Here is a 19,033-nt window from a genome sequence, read left to right on the forward strand (position 1 = left end):
CGTCAGGCACTGCCTAGTGCCACATTTCGCGGTCCTTCACGGTGAGCTCGACGACGGCCGCGTCCCGGACGTTCTCGATGTCCCGGATGTAGGGCGCCGCATTCGGGTCGTGCGTGCAGAAGGTGACGGTGGCAGTAAGGAGATCGTCGTCGACTCCGCCCATGGAGAGGATGAAGTAGGACCGGACTTCCTGGTCCCCGAATTTCCGCTCCGCCTCGCCGAGACATCCGAACGCATAGGCGAGGCACCTCCTGAGGAGGGGGCCCGTCCGCTCGGATTCCGCCGGCGGCAGATCGTAGTCGGTCATTCCCCGGCCGTTGATCGACGTTTCTTCCTGGAGCACGTCGAAGTACGAGGTGGTGATGTCCGGGATCAGTCCGGTCAGCACGCGTGCGCCGTTGGGGGTGTAGGACCAGCCTTCATCCTTGACCTCGAGGAACATGGGTGGGATGTCCGCGTCGGTGAGCCTCGTCGGGGGGTGTTCCGCCAGAAGCCGGGTCATCTTCTCGTTGATTTTCATGACTATCCCTCGCCGAGAGCGGAGAGGCCCTTTCTGATGGCTCCGATGAATCCTGGAGTATTGCCCACGGCCTTCTCGATGGAGCGTGGCAGCCCCTCGAATTTCCCCGTTTTGAAATCGTACTGGTACTTGGCGCCCTTGTTGCCCTGGTCCTGGAAGTGCAGCTGGCCTGCGCGCCCACCGGGATCCGGGTTCTCCACGTCGATGCGATACTGCCCGTGATTCCAGAGGGTCTTACTGGTGATCTGGGTCGCGCACACCGTCGTGGTCCCAGGTGATGGCCACCGGGTGGGGAAAGTCGGGCGTGGAAGTGACCTGTTCGCACAGGGTGGATCCGTCCCAGGTGAAGGTGACCTGCTCCCGGACCGTGGACCCGTCACCACTGAGCCGCTGCTTGGCGACGCGACGGCCGAGCGGGTCGTAGAGATATCGCCACACCGTGCCGTCCGGTCCGCGTCCACACCCCCGCTCCACGCGTCCGCGGTACGAGCCACCCCTGCTGAAAGGCCGTCACATCGGCCCGCCGGGTGTGCTCGTCGCCCGGATCCGTTCGGTGGCGAGGGCGGGATCGATGAGGATCTTGGCATGGGCTTCGGGGTTGCTCAAGGTGGTGAAAGCAGCCGGGACGCCCGCCAGTCCCACGTGCCCGGTGACGAGGTGGGCGGCGTCGAGGGTGCCGTTGGCGAGTGCGTGCAGAGTGTCCCGGAATTCCAGCGGTGTGTACCCGACGGCGAACCGAAGGTCGAGTTCCTTGTTCACCGCGAGCGAGGGGCGCAGGGTGTCGGGGCCCATGCAGACGCCGACGACCACGATGCGCGTGTGCAGGGGAGCGGCGGCAAGAATCCCGTCGATCATGCCCGGCGTTCCGACGCACTCGAACACCACGGGCCTGTCCGGTCGGGTCGCACCGGCCTTGTCCAACGCGCGCCAGGCGGTCCACCAGGGGACGGGCAGCCGGGTCAGGCTCTCGATGGCGTCGATGCCCGCGTTGTACTGGTCGGGCATCGACGTCATGAAGCGGCGCCCGGTGCCGGCCTGCGCCCACGGGGAGTCGACGGCCGGGTCGACCGCGAGGTCAGCGCCGCACCGCAGGGCGAGCGAGCGGCGGCCGGCGGAGTAGTCGCTGGCCACGACGGTGGCGACGCCACGGGCCTTGAGCACGGAGATGACCGCGAGGCCCACTGGGCCGCACCCGAGGACGATCGCGACGTCCTTCCGGGACACGCCTGCGCGGTTCACCGCGTGCCAGGCCACCGCCATGGGCTCGGTGAGCGCGGCGAGGTCCGCGGGGAGACCGTTCGGAACCGGCAAGGTCAGTGCCTCTTGGACGACGACGTACTCGGCGTACCCTCCCGGGGCGTGCGCGGACAGCCCGACACCGTCGACCTGCCGGCCGCGGCGCACCAGCGGGATGCTGACGACCGGTGTACCGGGCTTGATCCTCGCCGCGTTCCACGGGCCGTGCTCGACGACCCTGCCGAAGATCTCGTGGCCCAGCACCACGTTCTCGTCGGAGCGCAGGTAGCGGGGGTAGCCGCACAGCTCCAGGGACTGCGCCAACTCGTCGGCGTGCAGGCGGCAGTGCAGGTCGGAGCCGCAGATCCCGCAGCGCTCCACCTTGATCAGCAGCTGTCCCGCCGCGGGACGCGGGGTGGGCAGGTCGACGACTTTCAGCTGCCCCCGGGACAGGCTCACGGCCTTCACGAGGCGTCCCCGGTCGTGACCGGCTGCTCGGCCGCGGCGGGTTCGCGCACGGCCAGGTGGTAGGCCTCCGGCTTCCAGCGGGCCGCGTGCCGGCGGAAGGTGAAGGTCCAGTCCGGGTAGATGGTGGCGTTGCGGCCGTTGGCGTCCCGGTAGAAGGTGCGGCATCCGCCGAGCTCCCACACCGACTTCGCCAGTTTGCGGTCGAGGCCGGCGTTGTAGGCGTCGTGTGCCTGCGGGGTCACCTCGATGGATGTCGAGCCGGAGAGGTCGAGCGCGCGGATGGCCTTCTTCACGTGCTGCGCCTGGGCCTCGGCCATGTAGACCATGGAGCTGTGGCCCAGGCCGGAGTTGGGTCCGAGGAACATGAAGAAGTTCGGGAAGCCCGGAACGGACACGCCGAGGTACGCGCGCGGGGATCCCGCCCACACCACGTTCAGCGGCTTGCCCGCGCGGCCGCGCACCTTGTCCGCGAAGGGGATGTCGGTGACGTGGAACCCCGTGCCGAAGATGATCGTGTCGACCTCGCGTTCGACGCCGTCCGCGTCGATCACGCTGTGCTCGCGGATCTCGCTCAGCGCTCGGGGAACGAGTTCGACGTTCGGCTTCTGCAGGGCGGGGTACCACGCGTTCGACGGGAGGACGCGTTTGCAGCCGAGGGTGAAGTCCGGTGTCAGAGCCCGGCGCAAGGCCGGGTCCTTGACCTGGCCTTGCAGGTGTCGCAGGGCAACCCGCTCGATCAGGCGCATGAGCTGAGGACGCTTGGCGAAGCCCAGGACCAGCAGTTCCTTGGCGAGGTAGGTCTTGGCGCGCTCGACCCGCTGGAGCCCGGGGCGGGCCCGGAAGCGCTCGCGCTCCGCCTCGGTGATCGCCCGCTTGTCGTGGGGGGTGATCCACGGGGCGCTGCGCTGGAAGACGTGGAGCGAGCGGACGTGGTCGGCTATCTCCGGGACGTACTGGATCGCGGAGGCGCCGGTGCCGATCGACGCGACGCGTTCACCGGCGAGTTCGTGGCCGTGGTCCCAGCGCGCGGAGTGCATGATCTTCCCGCCGAAGCGGTCGATGCCCGGTACGTCGGGGAGCTTGGGTTCGGTCAGCGGGCCGACGGCGCTGACGAGCACCTGCGCCCTCCAGTCCCCGCTGTCCGTCGAGACGTGCCAGAGCTGCTCGTCCTCGTCCCACCGGGCGCCTTGTACCTCGACTCCCGTGCGCAGGTGCGGGCGCAGCCCGAACCGATCGAGGCAGCGGTTCAGGTAGGCCTGGATCTCCGGCTGCGGGGAGTACGTCGAGGTCCAGTCCGGGTTCGGGGCGAAGGAGAACGAGTAGAGGTGAGAGGGGACGTCGCACCGGCAGCCGGGATAGGTGTTCGAGTGCCAGACGCCTCCGGCCGCGGGTGCCCGCTCGAGGATGACGAAGTCGGTGAACCGGTCCTCTCTCAGGGCCCGCCCCAGCGCGATGCCGGAGAAGCCGCTGCCGACGATCAGGACCCGTACGTGCTGGATCATTCGGGACGCCCCTTCTTCGTTCGTGGATTCGGCGTGGTCCGGCCGTGTCATGTCGTCGTCCTTTGCGCGAGCATCGAGTCGCGGTCCGAGCGGAGGTATCGCGAGGCCAGGAGCATGCCGATCGCGGCGACCGCGAAAGCGAGGGGAACAGTGACCATCAGGGCTGTGCGCAGGCCGTGGGCCGATGCCCCGACGGCCGACGCGGAGCCTGCGGCCAGGGTGTCGGACAGGGCGCCGACGAAGACGGGTCCGCCCGCCCCGCCGATCAGGTAGCCGACGGCGAACAGGAGGCCCAGCGCACCGGAGCGCTGCTCGGGGCGGATGACGTCGGAGACCACCGGCACGGCCGCGGCCAGGTAGACGATGCCCAGCATGTAGCCCAGGCTCAGGAACACCACCAGCTGCCACGCCGCGCCACGGCCTGCGGCCAGGCCCGCGAAGGCGAACAGGGCGGCAAGGCCCAGGCACAGGGCCGCCACCCGCACCCTGGCCTCGGGGGATCTCCTCGCCGCGCGGTCGAGCACCCGACCGCCGGCGAGCAGGCCGATGAGGCCGGTGACCCCGACGACGACCCCGCCCACCAGGCCCGCGGTGACGAGGGACAGGCCGTAGTAGCGCTGCAGGACGGGAGTGAGGAAGGTCCCGATCGCGTACGCGGCGAAGTTGTACCCGGCGAACGCGAGGAGCATCCCGTACATCGAGCGGACCTTCATCAGCTGCAGGAGGGAGGTGCGCCGGTTCTCCCCGCTGGGGACGTGGTCGGGTTCGGCGGCGCCGCGCTCGGGTTCGCGCAGGCGCAGTACGAGGAAGGCCACGACGACCCCGGGTACGGCCGCGATCAGGAACGGAGCCCGCCAGCTGTCGAAAGCGACGGCCAGTGCGCCGGCGGTGACGAAGGCGAGCAGGGTGCCGATCGGGAAGCCGAGCATGAACAGGGACTGGGCACGCGAGCGGCGTTCGCTCGGGTAGAGGTCCGCCAGCAGGGATCCGGTGGCCGGTGCGTAGCTGGACTCTCCGACGCCCACTCCCACTCGTGTGGCGAAGAACCCCCAGAAGGAGGTCAGGACCCCGCCGGCCGCCGTGAAGGCGCTCCACACGAACAGCCCCCATCCGGCGACCGCCGTACGCGGGATCCGGTCCGCCAGACGCCCCAGCGGCACGCCGGCGAGCGCCGCGACGAGCACGAAGGCCGACGCGAGCATCCCGACTTGTGTGTCGTCGAGAGCGAACTCCTCCTTGATCGGCTCCAGAACGACGGAGGGCAACGCCCGGTCGTAGTAGTTGAGCAGATTGCCGACGAACAGCAGCCCGAGTACGTAGCCGGCCGACGACCGCGGCGCGGACGCACCGCTGGGCGACTTCGGGAATGAACGTGCCACAGGAGAGATCCCTTCGACGTGGAAGAGTGCTCGGCATGGCAGCCGGAACGAGGTCACCCGCGAGCTCCGCCACAGTGTTGCCGCGCCTGTCCCGGCAAGCTACGGAATCTCCGATAACCTCATCGCGCGAATTTTGTTCCCCGGAACAAACTCTGTGGCTAGGGTGCCGCCATGGACCACGAGAGCCCCACGGCCTGGCCCGCACGCCGGCGGATGCCGGACCTCAACACCCTGGACCCCTCGACCCACGCCACGGTCGCCGCCGTCGTCGCCCGCCTGCGCACGCGGCGCGAGGTCTTCGCGGACCGCTTCCTGAGCCTGGCGCGCAGGCACGTACCGGGCTACGCGGTGCTCTCGGACGAGGAGATCCAGACGTCCGCCCGCAGGTTCATGGACGTCCTCGTCTCGGAGCTCTCGTCCCTGCGCGTGCCCGACGCCGCCCTGCGCGAGATGCTCGGTGGCTACGCGGCTGAGCGCACCGCCCGGGGGATCTCCCTCGACGCGCTCACCATCGGCTACCGGCTCGGTTCCCGGGAGATGCTCGCCCTGCTGGACGAGATCGCCGCCGAGGTGAACCTGCCCCCTGACCTTCTTCTTGCGGTGCACGACAGCACCTGGGAGTTCTCCAACGAGGCATCGGCGGTGTTCGCCCGCGTCCAGCACGATCTCGCCCTGGAGCGCGCGCACTTCGACGCCGAACGCCGATCGGCCTTCGCGGCCGGCGTGCTCAGCGGGGCCTTTCCGGCCGAGCGGATCCACCAGGACGCCCACCTCTTCGGGCTCCGGCCGCAGGCACATCACGTGGCCCTCGCCGCACGGGCCACGAGCGCCGACGATGCCGACGCGCTGCGTCGTGCCATCGCCACGGCCCTGCGCGTTCCCGCCGACCGGTTGCCCCTCGCCGAGATCGGGGAAGTCCTCGGCTTCATCGCGCCGAGTGCACCCGAGGCCGTCGTCGGGCACTTGGTGGCGGTCGGTCCGCCGATGCCGCTCGATGAGCTCCACACCGGGTTCGGCGAGGCGGTGCTGGCGTTGGAGACCGCACGGTGCTTCGCCATGTCGGGCATCGTGCGCCTGCCCGACCTCGGTCCGCGGCCACTCGTCCTCGCCGAATCCCGCACCGCCGAATCCCTCACCGCACGCCACCTGGCGGCGCTCGACGCCGCTGGTCGTTCGAACAGGGAGATCGAGCGCACGGCGCGCGTCTACCTCGAATGCGACCAGGACGTGAGCAGGGTGGCGCGGGAACTCGCCGTGCACCCCAACACCGTGCGCTACCGGGTCAACCGGTTCCAGGAACTCACGGAACTGGACCTGCGTCGAACCGACGATCTGGTGACCACGTGGTGGCTGCTCAACCGTCGGCGAACCTGAGGTTCGCCGCCAGGCAAACGAACCCTGGAATCACGCGGCTTCGGTAGCCATCATGCCTTGGCGGTCGACGGCAGTGCTGGACCGTTCCGCGCCGCTAATGCCGTGCAGGAGGGGCGTCGTTGCTACCAGTTCACGTCGAGGCGTTGCGGTCTGCGGAGGGCGGTGTTGAAGTGCTAGTTCTCTGGTCTGGTGGCTGTCGGCGTCGGGCAGGACGTCACACAGCAGCCGCATCCGCGTCCGGTCCGTGGCACGCAGCCGTCCCGGATAGCCGGTGGTGTCGTTCAGCACGGCGACCGCGGCGTGTTGGATCGCTGCGAACGCCCCTGGGTCGGTATGGGTCTTGGCTGTCGGCGTGGCCAGCCGCGAAGCCCACCCGCCAGCCCGGCATGTTGTATGCCTTCGACAGCGAGTGGAACTCGATCCCGCACTCCACACCCCGGCGGCCCGGCGCGGCGGCTGGCATCGCATTCCCCATGGGAGTCGGTGGTGCCCAGTTGCCGCTGCAGCCGGTGCGTCCGATGGCACATGGCATCCACCCCGCGCAGTGCCGCCCGCACCGCCTTGGCGTCCCGGACGTCTCCCCGTAGGAACTCCGCGTCCGGCAGTTCAGGCTCTCCGGGGTGTGCCGCGGGCAGCAACGCGTACAGCACCAGTGGCTCGCGGCCCCGCTCGGCCAGCGCGCTCACGCCGTGCGAGCCGATGAAGCACGCTCCTCCTGTGGCAAGTACTCGCCTGCCGCGGGCGTCTGCGGAAGGCCGGGCGTCTGCGGGCGCTCCCATGCCCGGCCGTAAGACTTCGGTCGTCCACGGAAGGAGGGTGGCATGCGTCCAAGCCGCTCCGGTGCCATGCTGAAGCAGGAGGCGGAGGATGCGATGGGGCTCTATGCCGATCACGTGGTGCCGCGGATCGTGAACGTTGCCTGCGGGGCGAAGGCGGCGCAGCCGCTGCGGCGCCGGGTCTGCGAGGGCCTGAAGGGCGAAGTCGTCGAGATCGGCTTCGGTACGGGACACAACGTCCCCTTTTACCCGCCCGCCGTTACCGGCGTGGCCGCGGTCGAGCCCGCCGACGTCGGCTGGGAGCTGGCCGGCGACCGCGTCAGGGCGGCCCGCGTCCCCGTACGGCGGGCCGGCCTGGACGGTCAGTCGCTGCCCTTCGAGGACGACACCTTCGACTGCGCCCTGTCGACCTGGACGCTGTGCACCATCCCGGACGCCGAAGCCGCTCTGCACGAACTGCGCCGCGTTCTCAAACCCGGCGCGACGCTGCACTTCCTCGAACACGGTCTGGCCCCGGAAGGGGACGAGAAGGTACGCCGCTGGCAACGACGGCTCGAGCCGGTCACCAAGAGCATCTGCGGAGGGTGTCACCTCACCCGGCCGACCGTCGAAATGCTGAAGGCCGCAGGTTTCACGATCACGTCACTCGACGTCTTCTACGAGAAGAGCGCCCCGAAACCCATGGGTGCCGAGTCCCTCGGCACCGCTCTCTCCCTAGCGTAGGGATTTCGCCGGCAGCTTGGGATTTTGAGAGAAGGGTAAAATTACCCCATAGGTGTATTGGTTGCCTGAGGTGCCTTCGTCATGCCGTCGCGGCCAGGAGGGCGCAATGGATCCGTGGCTGATGTGGCTGATCGCCGCAGCGGTGTTGGCTGGAGCGGAGATCTTCACTCTCACTGCTGCGCTCGGAATGCTGGCTGGTGCCGCGCTGGTCACGGCGGGCTTCGCAGCAGCCGGAGTACCCCCGCTTGTGCAGTTCCTGGTGTTCACCGTCGTCGCTTCGCTCAGTGTGCTGTTCGTGCGCCCTATTGCGGTGCGCCATCTGCTCCAGCCTCAAGCGGAGCGGTTCGGCACGGACGCACTGGTCGGCAAGGCTGCCTATGTCGTCTCGGAGGTGACCGGGCTGGGCGGCCGGGTCCGCATCGGCGGCGAGGAATGGACGGCTCGCGCCTATGACGAGACGCTGGTGATTCCCCCCGGAACGACCGTCGACGTCGTGGAGATCAGCGGCGCCACCGCCCTCGTCTACCCCCGGGAGTGAGCCATGGAAGTCTCGGCGTTGCTGGTGGCCGGCGTGATCGTCGCGCTGATCGCAGTCTTCACCGTGGTGCGGGCGGTGCGCATCGTGCCCCAAGCGCGCGCACGCAACGTCGAACGTCTCGGCCGCTACCGCCGCACGCTGAAGCCCGGTCTCAGCCTTGTCATTCCGTACATCGACCGGGTCTATCCGGTGATCGACCTACGGGAGCAGGTCGTTTCGTTCAAGCCGCAGCCCGTCATCACCGAGGACAATCTCGTCGTCGAGATCGACACCGTCCTTTACTTCCAGGTCACGGATCCACGAGCGGCCGCCTATGAGATCGCGGATTTCCTCCAGGGCGTCGAACAGCTCACCGTCACCACCTTGCGCAACGTCGTGGGATCCATGGACCTGGAAAAGACGCTCACCTCGCGCGACACCATCAACAACCAGCTCAGGGGCGTACTGGACGAGGCCACCGGCAAGTGGGGCCTGAGAGTGAACCGGGTGGAGATCAAGGCCATCGACCCTCCGCAGTCCATCAAGGACGCGATGGAGAAGCAGATGCGTGCCGAGCGCGACAAGCGGGCGGCGATTCTCGGGGCGGAGGGGCAACGGCAGTCGCAGATTCTCACCGCCGAAGGCGACAAGCAGTCCGCAGTTCTGCGGGCGGAGGGCAGCCGTACCGCTGAGATCCTCAAGGCTGAGGGCCAGTCCCGGGCCATCGACGAGGTGTTCCAGGCCGTGCACCGCAACGACCCCGACCCCAAGCTGCTCGCCTACCAGTACCTGCAGATGCTGCCTCAGCTCGCCCAGGGACCCGGCAGTACCTTCTGGGTGATTCCCAGCGAGGTCACTGCCGCACTTCAGGGTGTGTCCCGCGCCTTCAGCGAGGTGCTGCCCCCGTCGCCGGCCACCCGTGAGACGTCCTCGGACGTGAGGGCCGCCCAGGCCGCCAGCGATGCGGTGCAGGCCGCGGAAGCAGCAGCCGAGGCCCTCGCTGACGCGGCCGAGGCCGACACCCACCCACCAGGTCCGGGCACGAAGTGAGGCGCGTCGTTGCTGCTGTGGTCCGGTTGCATCGAGGAGTTCTCGCCGGAGCTCGGTGGAGCCGGGGCGGTGCGGCGCATGCCGCTTCCAGGGTGTGCGCGTACTTCCTGAAGTACCGTTCGATGGCCTCCGGGGAGTTGGACGCGGGCATCAGAACGCCGGGGAGGAAAGCCGGTCGCCCCATCAGGAAGACCTCGCACGCAGAGCGCGCGTGGGCGGGCGGGCGGGCGGGCGGGCGACCCCCGCCTGGGCCGGACTGCGCGGAGGCACCGGACCCGCGTGATCCATGCGGGTCCGCAGGCGGTGCACTCGAAGGTCGCTTGGTTCTCGCGTGACTTCGGGCCCAAGTGCCCCCACAGGGCTCACCGATGACGCCTGGCGGGACAGGTGGCGTTCGTCGAGTTCGGCGCCTCCCACGCCGCGGGCCTCGGCCGCACCAACGAGGAATCGAGGTCGCTGCGGCCGCGTCGGCCGCCACCTGCCGCACCAGGCGAGTACAAGGGATGACAAACCGCCAACCCTCAGCGTTTTGAGACGAGGAGCAGCGCATGTTGCACGCCCGGCCCGCTCTGCGCCGCCCGGAAGCCAGGCTCGCTCTCGCACTGGCGTTCGCGGCTGCCGCCGCGGTCTTCGTCGCCGTCTTCCTGTTCGGCCGGGCGATCACACCGGACTACACCGCGACACTGTTCGGCCAGGCGGACGCCGATGCCGTGCGTCTCAAGGCACAGCTCGCCACCGGCGTCCTGGGGCTGGCCGCTCTCCAGCTGCTGCTTGCGCTGTGGATGTACCACCGGCTGCCCGGGGTGCGCCGGGTGCCGGGCCCGGTGCCGATCACCCACCGGATCGTCGGTGTGGTCCTGTTTGCCCTCACCGTCCCGATCACGGTGCACTGCGTCCGGGCGTATGGCGTGCAGCTGACCGGCTCGCGTGTGGCAGTGCACTCGATCGCGGGCTGCTTCTTCTACGGGGCGTTCGCCGCCAAGGTCCTGCTGGTGCGAAGCCGTCGCCTGCCGGGCTGGGCCCTGCCACTGGCCGGGGGTGCGCTGGTGGTCGTGGTGGTGGTCCTCTGGTACACGAGTGCGCTGTGGCACTTCAACGGAGACACCGTGCCGGCGCTGTCCTTCGGACACCATCACCTGCCACTGGGGTAGTTGTGACGAGCGGACGAGCACCGAAGACCAGGGCCCATCGGATGACGGCCCTCGGCAGCGGCTCCTCGGCGCGGTGGAGACCGCACGCAGCCGGTGGCCTGGGCGGCGCTGTTCGTGAAGGCGGGTGCGCGGTACGCGGTGCTGACCGCCAAGCACCACGACGGGGTGGCGCTCTGCGACACCCGGGCCACCGACCTCTCGGCGGCCCGGTCCACTCCGGCGGGTCGGGACCTGGTGGGTCCGTTCGCCGAGGCGATGCGACGTCAAGCCCGGTGGAGAACTTCCGGCCCGATCTGCTCCGGTTCGACGGCGCCTGGGAGCGCGACGAGCAGCAGTGGCGGATGGGCGAACTGCGCGAGCCGATCCTCGCGCTCAGTCCCGACACAATCCTCAACGGACGGATGGCGGATCACGGCGACTACGGGCCCCGGGGCTCGGCGTGCCGATCGGACCGCCCGAGGGGCCGTGGGAGCTCTGCTACACGATCGGCGACACCTGGTGCTACCAGCCCGGCGACAACCAGCACAAGTCGGTGCGCGAGCTGGTGCGCGTCTTCGCCGAGACCATCGGGCACGGCGGAAACCTGCTGCTGAACGCCGGGCCGAAGCAGGACGGCACGATCGTTCCCGAACACGTCCAACGCCTCGAAGGTCTGGGGCGGTGGATCCACTTCCGGAACCGCCTGACGCCCTCGCACCGGGAACGCGCCTGGCCACTCTGGTCCGTGCGTGGTCCGGAACTTCCTGTGAATTGGGTTACCGGAGAGAAACGACACTGGAATCGATCGGTTTCAATTGCCTCCCTGCTGCCGGAGGACGGTGCCCGACGGGGGTGTTTGTGCAGGTCAGGCACCGTTCTCAACTTCTTAGAAGAAGCCGAGCTTCTTCGGGGAGTAACTGACCAGGAGGTTCTTCGTCTGCTGGTAGTGCTCCAGCATCATCTTGTGGGTCTCGCGGCCGATGCCCGACTGCTTGTAGCCGCCGAAGGCCGCGTGGGCGGGGTAGGCGTGGTAGCAGTTCGTCCAGATCCGGCCCGCCTGGATCGCGCGGCCCGCGCGGTAGGCCGTGTTGATGTCGCGGGTCCAGACGCCGGCGCCCAGGCCGTACGCCGTGTCGTTCGCGATGCGCACGGCGTCGTCGAAGTCCTGGAACGAGGTCACCGACACCACCGGGCCGAAGATCTCCTCCTGGAAGATCCGCATGCGGTTGTCGCCCTCGAAGATGGTCGGCTGGACGTAGAAGCCGCCCGCCAGTTCACCGCCGTGCTCCACCCGCTGCCCGCCGGTCAGGATCTTCGCGCCCTCCTGCTGTCCGATCTCCACGTACGACAGCACCTTCTTCAGCTGCTCCGCCGAGGCCTGTGCGCCGATCATGGTGTCCGTGTCCAACGGGTGCCCCGGCACGATCAGTTCGGTGCGGGCCACGGCAGCGTCGAGGAAGTCGCCGTAGCGGCCGCGCTCGATCAGGGCGCGGGAGGGGCTGGTACAGACCTCGCCCTGGTTGAGGGCGAACATCGTGAAGCCTTCGAGGGCCTTGTCCCGCAGGTCGTCGTCGGCGGTCCAGATGTCGTCGAAGAAGAGGTTGGGGCTCTTGCCGCCCAACTCCAGCGTGACCGGCTTGAGGTGCTCCGCCGCGTACTGCATGATCAGCCGCCCGGTGGAGGTCTCCCCGGTGAAGGCCACCTTCGCCACGCGCGGGCTGGACGCGAGCGGCTTGCCCGCCTCCTCGCCGAAGCCGTTGACGATGTTCACCACGCCCGGCGGCAGCAGGTCGCCGATCAGGCTCATCAGGTAGTGCACCGACACCGGGGTCTGCTCGGCCGGTTTCAGCACCACCGTGTTGCCGGCGGCCAGGGCCGGAGCCAGTTTCCACACGGCCATCAGGATCGGGAAGTTCCACGGGATGATCTGGGCGACCACGCCCAGCGGCTCGTGGAAGTGATAGGCCACCGTGTCCTCGTCGATCTGGCTGAGGGCCCCCTCCTGGGCCCGCAACGCGCCCGCGAAGTAGCGGAACTGGTCGATGGCGAGCGGCATGTCGGCGGCCAGGGTCTCGCGGATCGGCTTGCCGTTCTCCCAGGTCTCCGCGACCGCGAGCGCCTCCAGGTGCTGCTCCATCCGGTCCGCGATGCGCAGCAGGATCGTGGAACGCTCGGTGATCGAGGTGCGTCCCCACGCGGGCGCGGCGGCGTGTGCCGCGTCCAGAGCGCGCTCGACGTCCTCGGCCGTACCGCGCGCGACCTCGGTGAAGGTCTCGCCGGTCACGGGGGAGGGGTTGGCGAAGTACCGTCCGAGGGCGGGCTCGACGTGCTCGCCCCCGATGAAGTGGCCGTAGCGGGACTCGTACGACATGAGCGCGCCTTCGGTACCGGGCGCAGCGTAACGGGCCATGGTTGGTCCTCCCCTTGCCGGGCGCCGGCCGCCGTTGGCCGGTGCTCGCCGTGAGGCTAGGGGCGGGCAGGTTGCCGGTACGTTGCACGGCCGCGCGGTGAACGGGCCGCGGGAGGTGGTGTGGTGGTTCGCTTCGGCCCCTCCGGCCCCTCCGGCCCCTCCGGCGGGGTGCGGCGCCGCGGTGCACCCGGTAAGTCGTCCGACTTCACGCCGAGTTCCGCGTCGAGGGCCCGTACGCGGGCCAGCGCGGCCGTCCGGCCGGCAGCCGGGAGCGCGGTCGCCAGGGCCCGCCAGACGTCGGCGTCCTCCGCGCCCCACGGGCTGCACACCCAGTCGGTGAGCAGCCCCGGGTCGGCCCGCGCGATCACGGCGGCCCGCGCCTGTTCCTCGATGCGGCGCCGGAGCCGGACGATGCCGGGCGCCGTGGAGGCGGGTAATAGCGGTCCCGGGTAGCGGGCCAGCGCCGCCGAGACGGCGCCCGAGGCCAGGTGGCGGGTGACGGCGGTGAAATCGGCCTCCAGCGGCGCGGCCGTGCGGTAGGGGCGGGAGAGCGGGGCCCGGGGCCCCAACAGGCCGCGCAGCCGTGACATTTCGGCGCGCAGGGTCACCGGTGACACCGACTCGTCCTCGTACAGGGCGATCGCCAGTTCCTCCCCCGACAGCCCCTCCGGGTGGTGCGCGAGCAGCGCCATGATCTCGCTGTGCCGCCGCCCGAGCCGGACCTCGCGGCCACCGCCCGTCAGCAGCGCCTCGTCGCGGCCGAGCGCGGTGAGGCAGTCCCCGGGGGCCGGGGGCGCCGGATCCAGCAACGCGAGCCGGGCCTCCGCCGCGCACGCCACCGCCCGCACGAAGGCCAGGGAGTGCGGATGGGCCAGCCAGTCGCCCCCGGTGACATCGATGGCGCCGAGCAGCCTTCCGGTGTGCGGATCGCGGACCGGAGCCGCCGCGCAGGTCCACGGGTGCACCCGACGGCTGAAGTGCTCGGCGCCGAAGACCTGGACCGGCTCGCCGACCGCCACCGCCGTGCCGGGGGCGTTGGTGCCCATCGCCGTCTCCGCCCAGCGGGCGCCGGGCACGAAGCCGAGGCCCTCCGCGCGCCGCATCGTGGCCGGTTCGCCCTCCACCCAGAGCAGGCTGCCCCGCGCGTCGCACACCGCCAGCAGATGGGCCCCGTCCGAGGCGAAGGCCCCCACGAGGTCCCGGAACAGCGGGAGCACCCGGGCCAGTGGGTGCTGCTCCCGGTACGACCGCAGTTCCGCCCCGGCCAGCTCCATCCGGGGCGCGCACTCAGGGCTGACCCGGGCCCGGGCGCAGCGGCGCCAGGACCTCGCGATGACCGCCCGCACCGGGGCCTCGACCCGCCCGTCCTGGGTGAACGCGGCGTGGGCCCGCCGTAGTTCCCGCGTCCGCTCGGCGGGGTCGGCCCCGCCCGGCAGAGCCACCGATGGATCGTCCATGTCGCCCTTTCGCGGTGCCTTGGTACCCGGAGCGCCCCATCGTCGTACCGGCCCGCCGCCCCGACAAGCGGTACGTCGGCCAGTGCGGGACGCGGGTCGGCCGGTCCCCGCCGGTGTGCCGCCCCCGGGCGGGTCCTCCTAGCCCTCCGGCTCCTCCGGCTCCAGCGCGGCCAGCGCCGCCGCCGGGTCCGGCGACGAGGGGCCCGCCGGGAGCCAGTGGTCCGCCGCGCGGCGGTACGGCCACCAGCGGCCGTCGCGGCCCAGGCGGAGCTGGCGGTCGCCGCCCGGCTGCGTCCAGCGGGCGCGGATCCGGCGCAGCACCGGGGCGGGGGCGTCAGCGTCGCCGTCGGTGTCGGCCTCCGCCCCGTCGGGCCGGGCCGCCGCCAGCGCGGCCCGGGCCCGGGCGAGCGACGCCCGGTCCGGGGTCCAGTCCTCCTCCAGCACCGCGACGGCCTGTGCCCCGCCGAAGCCCCAGGCGAGTACGGCCCGGTCCATGGCGGCCCGGTCCCTGTCGGAAGCCGCCGACAGGCGGGAGCGGACCCGAAGGTCGTGGGCCTGCGCCGTGAGCCGTACGGCGTCCTGCGCCGCCGTGAGCCCCGGCTGCGGGGCGCGCTCCGCGTGGGCCGGAGCGAGCGCTTCCGCGAGCAGCCGGTACGCCTGCGTCGCCGCCGCCTGCGCCAGGAACTCCACCCCGTCCACATCCAGGCCCGGCGGCTCCGTCCCCGACTCCGTGTCCAGCGTCGGAGGCTGGCCCGGCGCGTCCGGCAGCCGCGCCGGCGCGGGCAGCGGGGGCAGCGCGGCAGCCGCCGCGTAGACCTCGGAGGCGGCGACCCCGGCGTCATCGGGGCCCGACGGAGCCTCCGCTTCCGCCGTGCTGCGCTCTTCCAGCTCGGCCACCAGACCGGCCTCCGCGCGGCCGCGCAGCAGCAACAGCACGAAGGGGTCCTGGTCCAGCAGCCGCGCCACCTGGTAGCAGAGCGCCGCCGTGTGCGGGCAGTGGTCCCACTCGCCGCAGTCGCAGCGCGGGTCGAGATCGCCTATCCCGGGCAGCAGGTCCACCCCGGCCGCCGCCGCGTCCTCCACGAGCTCCGTCGGCACCTCCCGGTCGAGCAGCGCCGCGATGTGGCCGGACTCGGCGGCCGCCAGCCCGAGCAGCCGGTCCCATTGGGCTTCCGTGAACTCCTGCACCAGCACGTCGGTCCGGTGCGCCGTCCCGTCCGGGTCGCGCACCACGGCCGTCAGCCCGCCCGGCCGTACGGACACGGCCCCGACCGCGCCCGAACGCGCGTACCGCCGCCCCTGCTTGACCTGCTGCCCGTCCATCGCGCTGTCCTCCAGGGCGCGCAGCCAGGCATGGCCCCACCAGGTCTGGGCGAAGGCGCGGCCGGGGGCGGGCGGGAGCGGCGGGAAGGTCTTCTCGTACGGGTCCTTGTCGTTCATCCGTGTCGCTCCCCGGAGGTGGTCGGGCGCAGCGCGACGAGCTCGGCAAGCTCCGCGTCGCTCAGTTCGGTCAGCGCGGCCTCGCCGCCCGCGAGCACGGCATCGGCCAGCGCCCTTTTGCGTTGCAGGAGTTCGGCGATCCGGTCTTCGACGGTGCCTTCCGCGATGATGCGGTGGACCTGGACGGGCTGGGTCTGGCCGATGCGGTAGGCGCGGTCGGTGGCCTGTTCCTCGACGGCCGGGTTCCACCAGCGGTCGTAGTGGATGACGTGGCCGGCGCGGGTGAGGTTGAGGCCGGTGCCCGCGGCCTTGAGGGAGAGCAGGAACACCGGGAACTCGCCCGCCTGGAAGCGGTCCACGAGCTCTTCGCGGCGCGGAACGGGCGTGCCCCCGTGCAGCAGTTGAGAAGGGATGCCGCGCGCGAGGAGGTGGCGTTCGATGATGCGGGCCATCGCCACGTACTGGGTGAAGACCAGAGCCGAGCCGCCCTCGGCCAGGATCGTGTCGAGCAGCTCGTCGAGGAGTTCCAGCTTTCCGGACGCCGCCCCTGCGGCCTCCTTCGGGCCGTGGTGCTCCTTCGTGTACTGCGCGGGGTGGTTGCAGATCTGCTTGAGCGAGGTCAGCAGTTTCACGACGAGCCCGCGGCGCTCCATCCCGTCCGCTCCGGCGATCGCGGCGAGGGTCTCGCGGACGACCGCCTCGTACAGCCCGGCCTGTTCGCGGGTCAGGGACACGGCGTGGTCGGTCTCGGTCTTGGGCGGCAGTTCGGGTGCGATTCCGGGGTCGGACTTCTTGCGGCGGAGCAGGAACGGCCTGACGAGCGCCCCCAGCCGGGCCGCCGCACGCGGGTCGCGGCCGCTTTCGACCGGCTCGGCGTAGCGCGTGCGGAAGGTGCCGAGGCGGCCGAGGAGGCCCGGCGTGGTCCAGTCGAGGACGGCCCACAGCTCGGACAGGTTGTTCTCGACCGGGGTGCCGGTGAGGGCCACGCGGGCGGCCGAGGGGATGGTGCGCAGGGCCTTCGCGGTCGAGGAACGCGGGTTCTTGATGTGCTGGGCCTCGTCCGCGACGACCAGGCCCCAGTGCACGGCGGCGAGCCGGGGTGCGTCCAGGCGCATGGTTCCGTAGGTGGTGAGGACGAATCCGCCGGAGGGTTGGCCGGCCGGGCCTTCGAGGCTGCGGCCGGCGCCGTGGAAGCGGCGCACCGGAGTGCCGGGGGCGAACTTCTCGATCTCCCGCTGCCAGTTGCCCAGCAGCGAGGCCGGGCAGACCACCAGCGTCGGGCCCTCGTGCCCGTGCTCCTGGCGGTGCAGGTGGAGCGCGATCAGCGTGACGGTCTTGCCCAGGCCCATGTCGTCGGCGAGGCAGGCTCCGAAGCCGAGCCCGGTCAGGCGGGCGAGCCAGCGCAGGCCGCGGAGCTGGTAGTCGCGCAGGGTGGCGCGGAGGGCGGCCGGGGCCTGCACGTCGGCCGTCGCGGCGGCCCGCTCCGGGGCGGCGCGGCCGGGTTCCGCGGGCACGGGTTCTGCGTGCCCCGTATCCCTGTGCCGGGGATCCGCGTGCCCCGGATCCGTGCGCCCGGGACCTGCGGTCTCCGGGGCCGCGCGCTCGGGGTCGGTGGTGAGGATCGCGCGGAGCCGTTCCAGCGCCCCGGTGGCCTCTACGTCGTACCGCGTGCCGTCGAGCTCCGTCGAGCCGGTCAGTACGGCGGCCAGCGCGTCGGCGGCCGTCACCTCGCGGTCCTTGCGGGCGAGGGCACGGGCCCGGCGGGCCGCGGCCGGATCGATCAGGACCCACTGGTCGCGCAGCCGGACCAGGGGCCGCTTGGCCTCGGCGAGCCGGTCCAGCTCGTCGGCCGTCAGATCGCCCTGGCCGCCCAGGGCGTAACGCCAGCCGACGGGGTGCGCGGAGGTGGCGGAGAGCGGGCCGGACAGGCCCGGCAGGTCGGAGCCGGTGGCGGCCCGGCCCACGACGGCCCGCGCCGTGAGCGTACGGGCGAGCCCGCGCGGCCAGTGCACCTGCACCCCCTCGGCCGCCAGGGCGCCGGCGGCGTCCCCGAGCAGCTCCGCGACCTCCTCGTCGGCGAGGTCCACCGCGTCGGGGACGGCCGCGCCGAGCAGCGGGGCAAGCGGAGGCCACAGACGGGCGGCGCGGCGCACGGCGCGGAGCGCGTCCAGGCGGGCGCGGGGCGGGAAGGCGGCCGCGGCGGGCCCGGAGCCGGCCCAGACGTCGGCGGCGTCGGCGACGAGGGCGGCGTCCGCGAGGCCGTGCATCTGCAGCACGGCACGGAAGGCGGGGGGTTCGGCGTCCGGGTCCACCTCGATGCGGATCGAGACCCGCACTCCGGCGTCGTGCCCGGCCGCGACCTCCGCGGCCCAGTCGCGCAGCTCGGGGTGGAGCCGGGCCGGGCGGGCGGCGAAGGCGGGGCCGCCGGCGGCGGCGGGTGCGGCGGGGGAGCGGGGCAGGGTGTCGGCGACGGCGTCGAGGAAGGCGCGCAGCAGCGGCTCCGGGGCGGGCAGCCGTGGTGGGGCGCCGGGGTCGGGGTCTTCGCCGGGGCCTGCGGGGACGGCGGGGCCTGCGGGGCCTGTGGGGTCGACGGGTACGCAGTGCGCGTCGGGCGGCATGGCCGCCGCCAGCTCCCGGACCTCCTCCAGGTCGGCGGCGTCCAGCGGCCCGAGCCGCCAGGCGTCGTACCCGGCGGGGCTCAGTCCGGGCAACAGGAGCCCGCGGGCGGCGAAGCGCAGGGCCAGCAGGGTGGCGGCGCCCCAGAAGGGCGCGGCACCGGCCGAGGCGGTGGCCCGGACCCGGGTGAGCAGGGGCAGGGCTTCGGCGAGGGGCAGGACGAGGGCCGTCACCGTGGTGCGCCGTAGGTCGGGCGTGACCACGGTGAGCTGTTCGGAGGCGCCCTGGCCGTCCAGGTGGAGGCTGCCCTCGGCCGACTCCGCCCGCCAGAAGGCGATCCGGCCGTGGCGGGCCGGTTCGGCGGGGAGGAAGACGGCGGAGCAGGGGATGAGGCCGGAGATCGTCGGGAGCACGCATTCCTCAAACTTGACTACC

General features: G+C 71.6%; 15 protein-coding genes and 2 pseudogenes. 6 read left to right on the top strand and 11 right to left on the bottom strand.

Annotated elements, in window-relative coordinates; all coding sequences use genetic code 11:
• Positions 1–13: 13 nt before the first annotated feature.
• Genes OG276_RS33085 through OG276_RS33110 form a run of 6 tightly spaced genes read right to left on the bottom strand, consistent with a single transcriptional unit; the run spans position 14 to position 5,105 of the window.
• Entirely contained in the window at positions 14–520 is a 507-nt protein-coding gene (locus tag OG276_RS33085; protein WP_266911003.1) for a hypothetical protein, read from the bottom strand.
• Between the two features lie 2 nt (positions 521–522).
• Positions 523–780 (bottom strand): hypothetical protein, encoded by a 258-nt coding sequence (locus OG276_RS33090; RefSeq protein ID WP_266911005.1) that lies wholly within the window; start codon positions 778–780, stop codon positions 523–525.
• Positions 755–994, bottom strand: a complete 240-nt coding sequence (locus OG276_RS33095; protein WP_353963464.1) for a hypothetical protein — start codon at positions 992–994, stop codon at positions 755–757. The genes OG276_RS33090 and OG276_RS33095 overlap by 26 nt, the downstream gene beginning before the upstream one ends.
• Before the next feature lie 36 nt (positions 995–1,030).
• Positions 1,031–2,224: a zinc-binding dehydrogenase gene (locus OG276_RS33100; RefSeq protein WP_266911009.1), complete on the bottom strand. Its 1,194-nt coding sequence runs from the start codon at positions 2,222–2,224 to the stop codon at positions 1,031–1,033.
• Entirely contained in the window at positions 2,221–3,726 is a 1,506-nt protein-coding gene (locus tag OG276_RS33105) for an NAD(P)/FAD-dependent oxidoreductase (protein WP_266911011.1), read from the bottom strand. Before OG276_RS33105 ends, OG276_RS33100 begins: the two co-directional genes overlap by 4 nt.
• A gap of 47 nt (positions 3,727–3,773) precedes the next feature.
• The gene (locus OG276_RS33110; RefSeq protein ID WP_266911013.1) at positions 3,774–5,105 is read right to left on the bottom strand and encodes an MFS transporter; all 1,332 of its coding nucleotides are present in this window, start codon (positions 5,103–5,105) and stop codon (positions 3,774–3,776) included.
• A 171-nt stretch (positions 5,106–5,276) separates the two neighbouring features.
• Here OG276_RS33110 and OG276_RS33115 point away from each other — a divergent pair, with 171 nt between their 5' ends.
• Positions 5,277–6,479: a CdaR family transcriptional regulator gene (locus OG276_RS33115; protein ID WP_266911015.1), complete on the top strand. Its 1,203-nt coding sequence runs from the start codon at positions 5,277–5,279 to the stop codon at positions 6,477–6,479.
• 515 nt (positions 6,480–6,994) lie between these two features.
• On the opposite strand, the pseudogene OG276_RS33125 reads toward OG276_RS33115, so the two are convergent.
• Positions 6,995–7,258: pseudogene (locus OG276_RS33125) on the bottom strand (NAD-dependent epimerase/dehydratase family protein); the annotation flags it as partial.
• A gap of 42 nt (positions 7,259–7,300) precedes the next feature.
• Here OG276_RS33125 and OG276_RS33130 point away from each other — a divergent pair.
• The 5 genes and pseudogenes from OG276_RS33130 to OG276_RS33150 form a co-directional block, all read left to right on the top strand.
• Positions 7,301–7,978 (top strand): class I SAM-dependent methyltransferase, encoded by a 678-nt coding sequence (locus OG276_RS33130; RefSeq protein WP_266911017.1) that lies wholly within the window; start codon positions 7,301–7,303, stop codon positions 7,976–7,978.
• Between the two features lie 106 nt (positions 7,979–8,084).
• A complete protein-coding gene (locus tag OG276_RS33135; RefSeq protein ID WP_266911019.1) occupies positions 8,085–8,516 on the top strand; it encodes an NfeD family protein in 432 nt (143 codons plus the stop codon).
• A gap of 3 nt (positions 8,517–8,519) precedes the next feature.
• Positions 8,520–9,545 (top strand): SPFH domain-containing protein, encoded by a 1,026-nt coding sequence (locus OG276_RS33140; protein ID WP_266911021.1) that lies wholly within the window; start codon positions 8,520–8,522, stop codon positions 9,543–9,545.
• A 548-nt stretch (positions 9,546–10,093) separates the two neighbouring features.
• Positions 10,094–10,696, top strand: coding sequence for a DUF6529 family protein (locus OG276_RS33145; RefSeq protein ID WP_266911023.1), 603 nt, complete (start codon positions 10,094–10,096; stop codon positions 10,694–10,696).
• 90 nt (positions 10,697–10,786) lie between these two features.
• Positions 10,787–11,363, top strand: a pseudogene (locus OG276_RS33150) (alpha-L-fucosidase); the annotation flags it as partial.
• 198 nt (positions 11,364–11,561) lie between these two features.
• Here OG276_RS33150 and OG276_RS33155 read toward each other — a convergent pair.
• The 4 genes from OG276_RS33155 to OG276_RS33170 all read right to left on the bottom strand — a co-directional run bounded on the left by OG276_RS33155 (position 11,562) and on the right by OG276_RS33170 (position 19,011).
• Positions 11,562–13,085 carry an aldehyde dehydrogenase family protein gene (locus OG276_RS33155; protein WP_266911025.1) on the bottom strand — a complete coding sequence of 508 codons (1,524 nt, stop codon included), beginning with the start codon at positions 13,083–13,085 and terminating at the stop codon, positions 11,562–11,564.
• Positions 13,086–13,141: 56 nt separating this feature from the next.
• The gene (locus tag OG276_RS33160) at positions 13,142–14,542 is read right to left on the bottom strand and encodes a GAF domain-containing protein (RefSeq protein WP_266911027.1); all 1,401 of its coding nucleotides are present in this window, start codon (positions 14,540–14,542) and stop codon (positions 13,142–13,144) included.
• Positions 14,543–14,680: 138 nt separating this feature from the next.
• Entirely contained in the window at positions 14,681–15,982 is a 1,302-nt protein-coding gene (locus tag OG276_RS33165; protein WP_266911029.1) for an SWF or SNF family helicase, read from the bottom strand.
• A complete protein-coding gene (locus OG276_RS33170; protein ID WP_266911031.1) occupies positions 15,979–19,011 on the bottom strand; it encodes a DEAD/DEAH box helicase in 3,033 nt (1,010 codons plus the stop codon). The genes OG276_RS33165 and OG276_RS33170 overlap by 4 nt, the downstream gene beginning before the upstream one ends.
• Positions 19,012–19,033: the final 22 nt, after the last annotated feature.

Origin of the sequence: Streptomyces sp. NBC_00086 (assembly GCF_026343255.1) — a bacterium.
In the GTDB taxonomy this organism is placed as follows: domain Bacteria; phylum Actinomycetota; class Actinomycetes; order Streptomycetales; family Streptomycetaceae; genus Streptomyces.